At 58.8% G+C, this 12607-nt stretch carries 12 protein-coding genes and 2 pseudogenes; 3 read left to right on the top strand and 11 right to left on the bottom strand.

Annotated features, from left to right (window positions below):
* Nucleotide 1 precedes the first annotated feature (1 nt).
* Both H8B02_RS22300 and H8B02_RS22295 read left to right on the top strand, forming a co-directional pair.
* Nucleotides 2-901, top strand: a complete 900-nt coding sequence (locus tag H8B02_RS22300) for a nucleotidyl transferase AbiEii/AbiGii toxin family protein (protein ID WP_229168271.1) — start codon at nucleotides 2-4, stop codon at nucleotides 899-901.
* Between the two features lie 290 nt (nucleotides 902-1191).
* The gene (locus tag H8B02_RS22295; RefSeq protein ID WP_229168270.1) at nucleotides 1192-1887 is read left to right on the top strand and encodes a DUF6088 family protein; all 696 of its coding nucleotides are present in this window, start codon (nucleotides 1192-1194) and stop codon (nucleotides 1885-1887) included.
* A gap of 104 nt (nucleotides 1888-1991) precedes the next feature.
* Here H8B02_RS22295 and H8B02_RS22290 read toward each other — a convergent pair whose 3' ends face one another.
* From H8B02_RS22290 to H8B02_RS22245, 10 genes and pseudogenes are all read right to left on the bottom strand, one after another.
* Nucleotides 1992-2804 carry a hypothetical protein gene (locus H8B02_RS22290; protein WP_229168269.1) on the bottom strand — a complete coding sequence of 271 codons (813 nt, stop codon included), beginning with the start codon at nucleotides 2802-2804 and terminating at the stop codon, nucleotides 1992-1994.
* 286 nt (nucleotides 2805-3090) lie between these two features.
* Nucleotides 3091-3252: pseudogene (locus H8B02_RS22285) on the bottom strand (TrbI/VirB10 family protein); the annotation flags it as partial.
* A gap of 332 nt (nucleotides 3253-3584) precedes the next feature.
* Nucleotides 3585-4115 (bottom strand): copper chaperone PCu(A)C, encoded by a 531-nt coding sequence (locus H8B02_RS22280; protein WP_229168268.1) that lies wholly within the window; start codon nucleotides 4113-4115, stop codon nucleotides 3585-3587.
* A 435-nt stretch (nucleotides 4116-4550) separates the two neighbouring features.
* Nucleotides 4551-6485, bottom strand: a complete 1935-nt coding sequence (locus H8B02_RS22275) for a CopD family protein (protein ID WP_229168266.1) — start codon at nucleotides 6483-6485, stop codon at nucleotides 4551-4553.
* The gene (locus H8B02_RS22270; protein WP_229168265.1) at nucleotides 6485-6844 is read right to left on the bottom strand and encodes a copper resistance CopC family protein; all 360 of its coding nucleotides are present in this window, start codon (nucleotides 6842-6844) and stop codon (nucleotides 6485-6487) included. Before H8B02_RS22270 ends, H8B02_RS22275 begins: the two co-directional genes overlap by 1 nt.
* 15 nt (nucleotides 6845-6859) lie before the next feature.
* Nucleotides 6860-7357, bottom strand: coding sequence for a hypothetical protein (locus H8B02_RS22265; RefSeq protein ID WP_229168263.1), 498 nt, complete (start codon nucleotides 7355-7357; stop codon nucleotides 6860-6862).
* Nucleotides 7358-7503: 146 nt separating this feature from the next.
* Entirely contained in the window at nucleotides 7504-8751 is a 1248-nt protein-coding gene (amoB, locus tag H8B02_RS22260) for a bacterial ammonia monooxygenase, subunit AmoB (RefSeq protein WP_229168261.1), read from the bottom strand.
* 25 nt (nucleotides 8752-8776) lie between these two features.
* Complete coding sequence (locus tag H8B02_RS22255) at nucleotides 8777-9625, bottom strand: methane monooxygenase/ammonia monooxygenase subunit A (protein ID WP_229168259.1); 849 nt, start codon at nucleotides 9623-9625, stop codon at nucleotides 8777-8779.
* 130 nt (nucleotides 9626-9755) lie between these two features.
* Entirely contained in the window at nucleotides 9756-10532 is a 777-nt protein-coding gene (gene amoC / locus H8B02_RS22250; RefSeq protein WP_229168257.1) for a bacterial ammonia monooxygenase, subunit AmoC, read from the bottom strand.
* A gap of 893 nt (nucleotides 10533-11425) precedes the next feature.
* Complete coding sequence (locus H8B02_RS22245) at nucleotides 11426-11671, bottom strand: hypothetical protein (protein WP_229168256.1); 246 nt, start codon at nucleotides 11669-11671, stop codon at nucleotides 11426-11428.
* A 156-nt stretch (nucleotides 11672-11827) separates the two neighbouring features.
* Between H8B02_RS22245 and H8B02_RS22240 the strand changes: the two genes are divergently transcribed.
* Nucleotides 11828-12037 (top strand): hypothetical protein, encoded by a 210-nt coding sequence (locus H8B02_RS22240; protein ID WP_229168254.1) that lies wholly within the window; start codon nucleotides 11828-11830, stop codon nucleotides 12035-12037.
* A gap of 427 nt (nucleotides 12038-12464) precedes the next feature.
* Here the strand turns inward: H8B02_RS22240 and H8B02_RS48590 are convergent.
* Nucleotides 12465-12581 (bottom strand): annotated as a pseudogene (locus H8B02_RS48590) (type 2 isopentenyl-diphosphate Delta-isomerase); the annotation flags it as partial.
* Between the last annotated feature and the right edge of the window lie 26 nt (nucleotides 12582-12607).

Raw genomic sequence — 12607 nt, 5'->3', positions numbered from 1 at the left:
TATGCGGCAGGTCGAACTGCTGGTGCGGACCCTTCCCTTCATCGCCCGTCACGACGCCTTCGCGCTCAAGGGTGGGACGGCGATCAATCTCTTCTACCGGGACATGCCGCGATTGTCGGTCGACATCGATCTCGTCTATCTCCCGATCGAGGATCGCGAGACGACGTTGAAAGGCATCGACGCGACGCTCGAGCGCATTCGCGAGGATCTGCAGCGCGGTCTCCGCGGCGTCACAGTCCAGAGGATTGCGGGCGGCGGCAACAACGATACGCGGGTACTCGTCCGGCAAGGCAACGCCGAGATCAAGATCGAGACGTCGCCGGTCGCGCGAGGAACGGTCCACGCGCCGGAGACGCTGCGTGTCAGTCAGTCGGTCGAAGAGGCCTTCGGTTTCGCGGAGATGAAGGTCGTCTCGTTCGAGGATCTGTTCGGCGGAAAGCTGCATGCGGCGGTTGACCGCCAACATCCGCGCGATCTGTTTGACGTGAAGCTGCTCTACGAGAACGAAGGTCTGACTGACGCGCTGTTTCGCACGTTCCTCATTTACGTCGCCAGCTCCGGCAGGCCGCCGCACGAACTGGTCAAGCCTTCCTTGGCGATGCTCGACGAGGCATTTGTGAAGGAGTTCGAAGGGATGACAATCGAAGCCGTCAGCCTGGATGAATTGAAGGCGTCGAGACTGAAGCTGACGACCGATCTCCTCGCCCGGCTCGACGAGAAGGCGATGCGCTTCTTGCTGTCGTTGCATGATGGCGAGCCGGACTTCGAGGCAATCGGCCTGCCTCAGGCCGCAAAGCTCCCGGCCGTTCGCTGGAAGCTGCTCAACATCGCGAAGCTGAAGGAGCAGAACCCGGCGAAACATGCAGAACAGCGGCGAGAGATCGAGGGCATACTCTCATAGCCTCGCATCCATTCGCGTAGCGCAGCAGCGCTCGCGCCGTATGCGAATTCATACCGGAAATGTCCATTTTTTAATATGATATAAAGCGCTGAGGCCAGCCGCCCTTTGCTGCCGGGATTGGTGACTTCATCCGCATCACCAAATCTGCCTTTGCCAAACGTATGCAGGTCAGCCGGGCGCAGCTTGACCGCCTCCTGAACCCCGACAAGATTCAGCCGTCGTCTGTCCGAAAAATGTAGCAAATTTCGGATGTCCTTGCCTGTGACTGAAATTTACGTCACACTTCGGACATGGCTGATCAACCGACCACGGATCTCCGGCCGCGGCTCACTGCCCGGATCAACGAGACGCCGACCGAAGTGTGGACACCCAGCGATTTCGTCGACCTCGGCAGCCGCGCCGCCATCGACAAAACGCTGCAGCGCCTCGACGCGGCTGGCGAGTTACGCCGTATCGCCCGCGGGCTCTACGATCGGCCGCGAAAGAGCAAGCTCACAGGCAAACTGACGGTTCCCGACCCTCGCGCCGTCATCAGGGCTGTCGCGCGCCGCGATCAGGTGCGCGTCGTGGTCGACGGAATGACGGCTGCGAACGATCTTGGCCTCACCACGGCAGTGCCGGCGCGCATCGAGGTTCTCGTCGACGCTCGCCTGAAGCCGATCAAACTGGGAGGGCAGGTCATCCATTTCAAGTCGGCGGCGGCGAGCCGTCTCTTTTGGGCGGGACGTCCAGGCATGCGTGTCGTCCAGGCGCTATATTGGATGCAAGACCTGATGGAGGGGGACAACGGCCGACAGGCGATAAAGAACGGCCTCAACAGGCTGTTCAAGATTCCGCAGCATGGGAAGAAGATGCGTCACGATCTTCGCGCAGGTCTTTCAGCGATGCCGATTTGGATGCAGGATTTCCTCAGGCCCTTGCTCGTCGATGGAAGAGATCGAGAGCGCCCTGAACAGGGGGCGACAATAGGCTCAAGGCATGGCTGAAGCTCCAGAGAATATTGCAGCACGATTGCCCGATCCCGCCACGATCGAGGCGGTTCTTGCGCGCCTTCCCGCCGGCGCTGATGAACGGGCACTGGCGGCCGCGCTCACAGAAGCGTTTCCGGGATTTCCGTTTTCGACGGCAAACATCGACGGCGCAGTTGGAGCGATGCGGAGAAGGCGCGGATCGTGGCCGAGAGCGCCGCGCGGCACACAGTGCAAATACGAGCCGGACCAAGCATCGCTACTGGCGTCACAGCGGTGGCCGCCACCCACACTTTAGTAGCCGTCGGGTTCGCACTTTGGGCCGGGCGCAATGCACGATTTGCCGTGTCCGCGAGTTGACCGATCGATGAACGAGAGTACACAGCAAGCTGTGGTCCCACGAACGCGTGCTCGGAGACGAACCAACTAGTTCGTCCGCGGTTGACAGGCCGCGAAGCATTCTTGCGAAACGCTTCGCCCATGCTCACCACATGCGCGCTCCTCGTCTGGCAAACGATCTCCAGTCTCCCCATCGTCTTCTGGAGTGCTGTTCGCGGCCTGTCTGGATGCTGCTGCGAGAGCACAAGGCCGTGCGTGGCGGCTGGCGCTCGTCCTCGTGCTGCTCGCGCTGCTGGCCGGACTTGATAGATGCGCACGATCATCTTGGTGGAATCAGCGCTGAAAAAATGTTTGGTGCCGGAACCGTCGACGAGAAACCATTCGTTGGCGCGCTGCGGTCGGTGGAAGGCCAACGGGATGATCGCTTCCTGCCCGGCGGAGAGCAGGAAGCGGCCTCGTTCGTCGCCGCGGATTTGATTGGCCGTGCGCAGCGTCAGAGGCAGGACGATATTGGGCGGGAGAGTCCCGCTAAACTCGATCATTTCGATAAGGCAGCGCTCAAGATCGGTCTTGCCGATATTCTTAACCGCAAGCATACAGACTGGGACGTAATCGCCAAGCCTGCGCGATTTGGCTTGCGACGAAGATAGCTGGCGGTAGTCATATGCGACGGCCCCCTGGGACTTTGGCCCCTCCAACACGCCCCTCCGGGCGAAACGGAGAAGGGCTGCATCCAAGGGTGGCTCGGTATTGATGTATTGATAAAAGCCTTTAAGCGTGCGCTGGCGACCAGCGGGCCTGTCGTGAGCAAGGCACGATTTGAAGCGGTCATGCTGGCGGCGGAACGATCTGGCCTTCTGAGTGAAAAAGACAGCCGCATGTCTGGCCGGGCAGATCGGACCCGATGCCCGTGATGAGCGCAACTGGGATCACCGCGCCAGCCTGCACGACATCAGACGAGACCTTGGCCTCGAGCCGGTCCGGACTGGCCGTGCGCTTGTCCGAAGAGGCGTTGAGGAAGGCCGTCTTGCGGTCCTGCATGTTCTAGGCGACGGCCCGCTCGTCAGCACCTGGACACCAAGTGCAAGACCGCCCGTTGGAGGAGCAAACGTCTATAGAGTTTCTTGTTGGTGGTCTTCCGGAAAATCCCGCAATCGGGTGCAAGTTGAGCTGACTGCACTTCAGCTTCGAATTGCCCTGCCTCAAGCTGGGTATAGGATGATCCCATCCCACCATCCCTTCAGCATGGCTGCTTGATCGCTTGATCGTGAATGTTTCCAGATCTTGGGCGTTCCCAAATACCTATCACGCTCATGGTTCGATCTCCCACACCCCTGCCTCAGACGGCGTCCATGCTTCGCCCTTCTCCTGACACCTTAGTGCTGAGTGTGATGATGGATTGGCGTATCATCCTCTTCAGCCAAGCCCGCCGGCTCGATCGTGAATTCGATTTCTATGGTGCCGGCCTTTTCGAATTCCAACGTCCCTTCGACCATCTCTCCTTCCTTTAGTGCGCCGTGAAGTCCTTCGAACAGGATCCGCGCGCTACCGGGTTGAAGACGAACGAAACCACCAGGTTCTATTTGGAAGCCGTGCTCATGGGTGGCGAACTTGGCTGGCCGCGCGCCTGCATCGGCTTCCTGCAAGATCCCCTTCTCGCCCGAAAGCGACGCCCCGAGCAACCGATCTGGCCCTGTGCCCCTGTTCTGAATTTCGATCACATAAGCCGTCGTCGTGGTGTTGGTCGTATCCTTTGCAGCCACCCAGGGATGCTGGATCAGTAGTGTTCCGACCTCCAACTCATGGCTGACGGCGGTACTGCTAAAAAAAGCCAGGACGGCAACACCGGCTATCGGCGAAAGCAATGCCCTTGCACTCGCCATCAACATCGTGGGTTTCCAAGGCATCATGGCCTCCTCTGCAATCCGCGTTTTAGCGCTTACCACTTTATGTTCGCGGGAAAGGTGTCAGCGAACGTTTCCCGCAATTTCCGCTTTTGGAGGTGGGCTCAACTCGGCTGGATCAAGATCATTCCGCTGAATGCCGGCAGCGCCAGCGACGATCACTCGGGGGCTGATACGGGACGGCGAGACGAGATGCTCTTCTGCCACCGATCCCCCATCCGAGTGCCGCAAAAGAGCTACCGCCTGCTTGTCGACGCAGACTCTGCTCGCTACGATGATCATGGCTCGTCCCGGCCAGCGATCTTGCTGGCACCAGACCTGTCGCCGCGACAAATGATCGATTGGAACTCGCGAGGGGCACTGCGCTCGGCGAGAGCATTGATCGCGAGTGCGATCAGCGGGAGCCAGACAGCAATGAGGGCAAGAGCGGCCCGGACGCTAATGGTCATGAACGCCTCTCTTATTGATCTCCGGTTCGGCTTGGAGCTGCGTAATTGCGTCGACCAGTTGCGAAGGCGATGCCAATCCCTCCGTCTCGTCCGAACGCCAGCGTGCGCGCACGAATCCGAATCTGTCGATAAGAAACTCGATTATCGCTGGAGGCGAATCGTTGTCATCGAAGCCGGGATTCGCCATTGTGCGCCGATAGAGATTCCACGCAGCGGCAATGCGATGGTCCATGTCGAGCACGATGCAGGGATTTCCTGACTCACCTGGAGATGGGAACTCCTCGGAGGGAGACGGCATCACCGCGAGGATCATTCCGCCTGCTTGCTCGATGGCGCGCGCGTGTTGCGTCAACTGATCCAGGCGCTGCGTTCGGATGCCATCTCGGAAGATCAGCACAAGTTTTGAGCGCCCGTCGCTCCTGTCGTTCAACTTCTCTCTCGGGCCAACGCCGCGGCACGTCGGAAAGTCGATCGCGTGAAGCCACGGCTGCCCCGCCGATATTTCGGGACCAAGAACTCTTGCTTCATAGCCCAGCGATAGAGCCATCACGTATTCGACCACTCGCCACCTGTCCAAGTCCGACAGACTTTCGGCAAAGCCCGGCATCGCCGAGGATGGGAAGCCATGGCTCACCCACCAGTACATGTCTCCCATCGTATGGTCTCTCGTGTGCGGAGCAGTGAAATCGGCGGGCGGCGGCTTCAAATCCTTTGCCAACGGACCGTCTCCCCTACCCCTCAGGCCGTGGCAAGCTACGCAATGAGCAGCGAATACGTCCTGCCCCCGGGCAATCGCTTCGGCGTCATACGGTACCGGAACCATTGAGTAGGTCGAAGGATACGCGGGGACTGATAACCCGGGCAGCGCGACAGCCCCTGCGACGCCAGGTCCAGCAACAGCCGCGATCGTCGCCCACCGCCATCTTCCCATACGGCCGAGCTCACATGCGGCAATACTCCCAATCAACAGAGCAATGCAGCCCCCAATGGCCAGAACTTTACTTCCCGGTACCGTCGCCCAAGCGACGGCCGGATCCAGACGGAACGAAAGCGGCCAGACTATCTCGACGTGTCTCGATGGAATGGCCTGAGACAGGCAGCCAGCAAGTAACGTGACCAGAAATGCGAAGGCTAGCTCGATCTTCAAGACCATCCCGAGTGGCTGAGTTGCCCCTTCGGTCTTTAGCAACGGCAATAGCCTTTGTCTGATAAACGCAGCGCAGATCAGGACCGGGCCGATGCAGGCGAACTTTCCCGTCAGGAGCCAGCCATATTCGGTCGCCACCAAACCCGGCCAGGTCCCCACGTTTTCGATTGCTAGAGCTACTCCGGTTGCGACCACGAGCAACATGAGCGGCAGCGCGACCGTCGAAAAGCCGCTCAGGAGCCTGGATTTACTTTCGGGCCTCTCCGCTGCCTGTCGAGCCATCGCGACAACGAGGGTTGACAGTCCTCCGAACCAGAGCGCCGCCGCAGCAACATGGATCATATTGATCGCGAAGCCTGCTATAGTGCCGCCAGCCGCCGAGTGGCTCGAGGACAATCCCACCAGCAGCGATAGTCCGCTGAAACTCGCGGCAAGACCTGGCTTGTGAAGAAGTCGCAAGCTCGCAACTCCGACTAGCACAAACCCAAGCGCCGCGACCTGAGCTCTCCCGAACCGCGTGTCCAAAATGATGAAGAGCACGTCGCTGGAGCTGACCGCCAAGACCGGCTTGCCAAGGACGGCGCCGATCCGAACCGTCAAATACAAGAGACTGAGGACCAGTGCTACGGACGCAGCGATGGAAGCTATCGTCGTGAAGCGCGACCGAGTGCCGCTTTCAAGACCCTCGCGCCACAGTGCCAAACCCCAGCAGAATCCGCCGAAAGCTGCCGTGGAGGCGAAAGCAGTCCCTCGCGCAAGTGAGAGGACCGTTTCCATCAAGGTCCTCGGTAGAGAAATTTAAACTTGCCTTCCGTGCGATGCCCGTCAATCGAGACAACGCTCCAACTGACGGTATAGAGCCCGGCAGATAGATGAGGCAATGAAACATTCACGATTCGCCCATTGCCGCTTAGCACGGGCTGCGAAAGCCCTGATACGGCTTTATCATCGCGAGAAAGGGCGACATTGATGAGCCCCTGTTCGAGCGCTTCAGTGAAGTACAGGACCATCGGGTCGATCGGAGCTGAAATTTCGCTGCCATCTTGCGGCGTCGATCGAATGAGATGCGCGTGAGCGAGTACCGCGCCTGGCATCCCGATCAGCACGGCCATCATGACGAGCACGAACCTTCTCATCGAAACAACTCTCCTTTATCTGTGGTTCGCCCAGGATAGCTCCCGCCCGATCGAGTATCGTCGCCGTGCCCACAGAAACGTTCCCACGGCGCCTGACACTATGACCAGGCACCACGCCAGAAGACGTATCAGACTCCAGCCTCGCCCCACGTCGAATGGAAAGTTTGCCACGCTTTGCCCGCGATGCTCGATCGCCACCATGCCGACGTATCTGCCGGCTTTCTCGAAATTGACGTCGATCTTGATCGTTCCGTTCGGATACTTCCTTGGTGGAATGTAGAGTATGCTGGATGGTGTGTTCGTCATTTCCATCCTTTGTACGCCGTCATCTCTAGCCAGGTTCACGCTTACCGGGATGTCTCGCAGGGACTCGTCGACGAAATCGAGAACAATGATCGTTCGCCCGACCTCCGGTATGTCCTCACAAAATTCGGCTCTCGAGCTCTGCGGCTGATAGCCAGTAAAATGCATGAAGTAGCTGTCCACCTTCAGCTTGCATTGGTCAGCCTCCATGGACACAGCTCCGTGCGCATGACCTTCGCGGACGGCGGCAAGAACAAAGAGAGCGCCGAGCGCCATCACAAGGACGGCCGGGAACGCCCCTCTTCCGCTCGCGGTCGTCCACCACTGACCTCGTCGCAACATTCGCGCACCCAAGCTTACTTAAGTTCGGTGAATACGGGCACGATTGGTCCGCCCATCTCCGCTATGACGCGTTTCCCATTCGGAGTGTAGAGGAGCAACAACCCGCCGAACTTGGAGTCGACGTCGGTGAGGAAGCTGACAAGGCGCTCCAATTCCCACACGGCGTCCGTTGCCTCGACGAGCACCTCTCTCGTCTCACCGGGATTTATCGGCGTATCACTACTGAGCTCAAGCCCTGTGCGTGCAACGAGATCCCTTGGGTAGGTCGGATCTACATTGGCTATTGCTGCCGGGAGCCCCTGATTGAGAAAGCGGATGTTTGCGGTCGTAAGCTCGCCGATTGAAAGAGGTTCTGATCCTTTGTTCGTTATCCTGGTCGCTAATCTCATCGAACGGCCCGGCACGTCATAGGTGGCCGATATGACCTTGACCTCTGCGTCAGCAGGGCTTGCCGGGCGCGGCGCGACCTTATTCAACCCGCTCTGGAGGGGCACATTATATGGATATTCCTGATTGGCTCGGACATAGCCGCCGAAGACCATGACGAGAACGATCGCCGCCACTATGATCCCGACCCCGGTGTCTCTCAACGAAACCAACAAATCCTCCCTGCCCTTCTGCAGAACAAGCCATCGAGGCAAAAACAGTGGACGAACCAACCAGAACAACAACCATGCCGCAGCCACGGCCAGCCAGGCCACATGCCATCCGATCGCGTTAGTCAGCCCGAACGTCTGCAAGTCGTCGATCTGCAGACCAGTCATAGTCTTGATCGGAAACGCGAACGAATGCGCATCACCCGAGATGTTTATCCACTGCCCCGGCCCCACCAGAGGGCCAGATCCCTTGATCGAGATCGAGGGATGGATGTGGCTGCTGCCCGATGTGCGCCCCTCAAGAACCATTCGAAAATCGTAGTCGCGGCCAAGTTCCAGCTTTGCGAAAGACTGCCTCGCTGGCTCACCGTTGAGGTATGTTTCCACCCTGGCAATTGTCGGCCCCGGCGATACGCTCGATACGAAAACAATATCCGGCGGAGTAACTGCGTCCGGCCAGTCCTCCATCAGCCTGAATTTTCCCGTTAGCTCGAATCGCTCGTTCACCTTCACGTCAGTTTTGGAAAAGTGGACATCGTAGAATTGTACCGTCCTGGTCCTCAAGTATGGCTCCTGAGCACGTTCGCCATGAGCGGCTGCGCTAGACACTCCGACAGTGAAGGCGACAACCCAACCTGCAGCGAGTTTTATAAGTTTCGCCAACATACCCGTGTTCCCTGTGCTTATTCGCTTAGGACGCTGGCCTGCTTTTCATACCCATGAAGGATTTGACGACATCGCCGTTCTTGAGGAACGTCGTCTGGGACGCAAAACGCCCAAGCTGCCACCAAAGTTGGTGCATGAATATGCAGATGAAGCCCGCGAACGCCGCCGACACCCAACTGACCGAGCTACCGAAAGTCCGGAGCGTACCGCGCTCAATGATACGCAGATACTCAGGCATGTTCGAACGCGGAAATGTGTAACCGATCATGTCGGCCAACGATGCGACCATTCCTTGGTGCTCGACCGGGAGATAGAACGGAGCCAAAGCGGAATAATTCGATGGCCAGAATACGAATCCGAACGCAAAGCCCGCGAAGATGGATGTGAACAGGCTATTGCGAAGGACGATTAACGCCATATCCATCAACAATGCGCCCGCGATCACCTGTGAGGGCACACCTTCCGTGAACGGGAAGCCTGTCCATATCCACCAATTCGCGTAACGTCCGAGCCACGTGGTAATCAGCAATACTGTTGCGCCCACCGTCGCGCCGATGGGCAAACGGAAGTTGACCCAGAAGATCGCCTGCAGAGCAGCAGGAAACATGATCATGGAGATGGGCGTGACAAGGGGCCAATATTGCCGGTCTTTCCAGTCGACATACATGTCCCAATCACCGACCGTGAGCATCACGTGCAGATGGAATGCTCCCGCAAAGAGGGGCACCACCGCCGCCACGACCAAGAAGTCGAACATGCGGGAGTATCTTGCTGCCCCGGGGGTTAGACCGGAGACAGAAATGACCGTCTCACCTTTGGGGCCAGCTTTCCTTTTCGGAATCGCCACTGCATCGATGTCGGTAATTGAGGTCACTCCTCTCTCCCCAGGGTTTACCTGCTCTTGCCGAACTGCGATCGCTGTCCGGGAATAGCTGATGGCTTGTATTGTTGTCGCACGGCTTCCCGCACCGCGATTTTTCCAACGCGTAGCAGACGTGCGTTCGTCACGCGCTCGCTGCTTCCTGCTTGAATACAATTGGAACGAGTTCTCTAAATCGTCCGACGATCTGCATCAGGACGCCCGCCAGCGCGAGTGCGCACCATCCAAGAACCACGAAACCCCAATGCAGCGGATGGGAGAAGATTTCCTCGGTGAGCCAGTAAGCATGCCCCCATTCGTTGAAACCGAGATTCGGCAAAATGAGGAAAGGCCCCACTACGGCGAAGACATGCATGAGCGAGATCCCCCTGCAGAAAGCCGGAATGCGGGTCATTGCGTAAACAAAGCTGCCTACGCCAAAGAAGAGATAGATTGGAATGGTCGCATAGAACAGAATTATGTGACTGGGAGTAAACGGCGTGTCTCTGAGGGTCGTCTGATGCCAGACTCCATCTCCATCGGCGAAGAAGCTGCCTGTCCAGAAGATGCAGAAACTGTACACGACGAGCCACATGGTCAGATAAAAGTAACTGCGCAACTCGACCTCGGGCGTGATGGCCTCAATGTTCTTGTCACGCGTCAGGAAGAGATAGGTCCAGCAGAGCGCGCCTGCGCCATACAAGACCGGTAATTCGATCCTGAAGAGCGTCATCCAGTATTCGCCAAATTCTGGTGAACTTGCATCGAGCCCCATGGAGAAACCAAAAGCCTGCTGATACAGCCGCGCGCAGATGTAGAGGATCGTCAGCGCAACGATCGCGAACGCGAACAATCCGTAGTTTATGCTAAGGGTCTTGGTTCCCGTGACATTCGGTGTGCGATCTAACGCAGCGTCAGACATTATTTCCCCTCAATTTTGTCCCAGTACCTCGATACGGAGGTTTTGTTTGATTGGTTTTGGATTCCAAGACGGATAGCTCGTTAGGGACCAGCGCTTCGATGCTGCGCGGCGATCCGGGCCGGCGCCTGATGAAGCCCGCGGGTTCGGGCGGCGACACCATCCTGGTGGACGAAATTGCCAAGCCGTCGTACCGAGGTTGAAGCATTTTTCTGGGTGCGCTGGCCGACAATGAGTGCATATCCCAGTCGGGCATTAGTGCGCTCTCCAGAAATATTCATCCTACCGTGCGGACGCGCCGAAGACGTTCGCCTTAGCGATTCTGAGATGCCTTCGAAGTCGAACAGTGGACCGGGGTCCAAAACAAAGGCCCGCCTGTCGTGGAACGTCCCTCGACCATGAGGCAGGCCGCGTGAGCTGCATCGAAATAGGGACTGCTCTTATTGAGCTCGTAAGCGGTGTTCCGAAAATGGCCGGCCGATCGATCACCATTCGGGAGCGGGCTCCGCTGTTGCATATCCATTCCATCTGCCAAGCTGCCCCGGCCGCCTTAGAGAGCGTGAAGGACAAGCGGACGACCTCGGACCGAACTGGAGGCTCTGCACAGCATCCACGGGGTTCGATCGGCCCCCTCGCTCAAGCCTACTTAACACCGGCTACGTGGCATGGGCAGCTACCAAGTCAGGTAGTTCCAGAGCACACCAGAGTATGTTCCATCCACTTAGATGGTAGCGGTTGGTGTTGGACGTCGCGCTGACCGTTGAGCAGCAGCGAACGTTCGAAGAACTTAAGCTCGAACCCTGCGACGTTTACAAAGTGGCTGAGTAGCGAGCGCGGCCTGTTTCCGGAGGGCCACTCTGGATAGCAAAGGCTTTCCCCGCCAAGTTGTAGGTTGCTTAGGCAGGCTTACGCCGCTCGTTCTCAGCCCTATTCGCAGCCTTGAGCCGGCCTTCGATGTAGTCGGAAATGTCGCCGATCTGAGCCCGCAACTCGGCTTCCGAAATACCCTGCCCTTCGGCAGCCTCGACAAGGCGCCGGGTGAGTTCGGCCACGTCCTGCGACGCGCCAACCGTCCGATACTGCTCGACAGCGTGAACGCTGTTCTCGATCCAGAAATCGATAAACTCGCGAGCGTTGCTCACCGTGCCCCCCTACGCCGACAGAAGGGCTAGCGTTAGCGCCAGCGAGTAAATGGAGCAAGGCCGCATCAGTTAGCGGAGCCTTGCGTCCGACGCCATCGAAGGCGCTGGCCGTGGGACTGGGATGCCGCCTTTGGCGGTTACGCCTCGCCATATCGCGTGATCTTCGACGCGGACGACAAGGACGGATTGTCGGGCGTCGGCGTCAGCCCAGCGCAGGCGCAGATCGTCGATCCCGCCGTCTGGGCTCAAGAGAACCCGCCCCTCCTGACGCGCGAGTACGAGACCGACGCCAAGAACGTGGCCCGAGCGCGGGCCGCCCTGGCGGGAGCCAGGCTGGCCAATTTGATCGAGACCGCTTTGAAGTAGGCCGTTTTTCGCCGGCAACCGGCAAGGTAATGATTTGGAAGTTCACGCAATGAAAAGATTATTCGCGCAACATAGCTGCTAACCCTTCCCGCCTTCGCAGGGGTGCTCTCGTCCAATTGACGCCGACCACTGGGGCGCCCGTCTTGTTCGACGCCAGGAAGATCACGGCCGTCGTCGCCCTGTCGACCAGCGAACTTCGCGTCGACGCCGAGACCCCGTCCGACGCCGATTGACAGCCAATCCGCCGGTGGCGGTTTGTCCGCACTCACTGCGGCGCCGATCTGGAAATCATCATGAGGCGCTCGCGACCTCCGATGGAAGATGACACCAGCCACGACATCAACCCATTCGCGCCGAAGCCGCCAACGATTATCCAAACCCATTAAGCGATTATGCCGCCATCGGCGATGGTTCCGTCGCCGACCGGCACGATGTCCAGATGGTCGTCCTTGCGCCGGCTCAGGGCGGCGTCGCTCATGCTCGCTTCATCCGTCGCATCGGGCTGCGGCGTTGCATCGGATCGGACCGACGGCAGCGCGCGCACGCCGCTGCCTCCCGCGCGTTCAGGCC

It is taken from the genome of Bradyrhizobium altum (assembly GCF_020889705.1).
GTDB lineage: Bacteria > Pseudomonadota > Alphaproteobacteria > Rhizobiales > Xanthobacteraceae > Bradyrhizobium > Bradyrhizobium altum.
The sequence above is the reverse complement of the archived record's forward strand: the minus strand, read 5'-3'. Positions and strand labels throughout refer to the sequence as shown.

Excerpts from the sequence above, each read along its gene's own strand:
- H8B02_RS22300 (WP_229168271.1), top strand. The coding sequence starts at position 2 with ATGCGGCAGGTCGAACTGCTGGTGCGGACCCTTCCCTTCATCGCCCGT.
- H8B02_RS22295 (WP_229168270.1), top strand. The coding sequence starts at position 1,192 with ATGGCTGATCAACCGACCACGGATCTCCGGCCGCGGCTCACTGCCCGG.
- H8B02_RS22290 (WP_229168269.1), bottom strand. The coding sequence starts at position 2,804 with ATGCTTGCGGTTAAGAATATCGGCAAGACCGATCTTGAGCGCTGCCTT.
- H8B02_RS22280 (WP_229168268.1), bottom strand. The coding sequence starts at position 4,115 with ATGCCTTGGAAACCCACGATGTTGATGGCGAGTGCAAGGGCATTGCTT.
- H8B02_RS22275 (WP_229168266.1), bottom strand. The coding sequence starts at position 6,485 with ATGGAAACGGTCCTCTCACTTGCGCGAGGGACTGCTTTCGCCTCCACG.
- H8B02_RS22270 (WP_229168265.1), bottom strand. The coding sequence starts at position 6,844 with ATGAGAAGGTTCGTGCTCGTCATGATGGCCGTGCTGATCGGGATGCCA.
- H8B02_RS22265 (WP_229168263.1), bottom strand. The coding sequence starts at position 7,357 with ATGGAGGCTGACCAATGCAAGCTGAAGGTGGACAGCTACTTCATGCAT.
- amoB (WP_229168261.1), bottom strand. The coding sequence starts at position 8,751 with ATGTTGGCGAAACTTATAAAACTCGCTGCAGGTTGGGTTGTCGCCTTC.
- amoC (WP_229168257.1), bottom strand. The coding sequence starts at position 10,532 with ATGTCTGACGCTGCGTTAGATCGCACACCGAATGTCACGGGAACCAAG.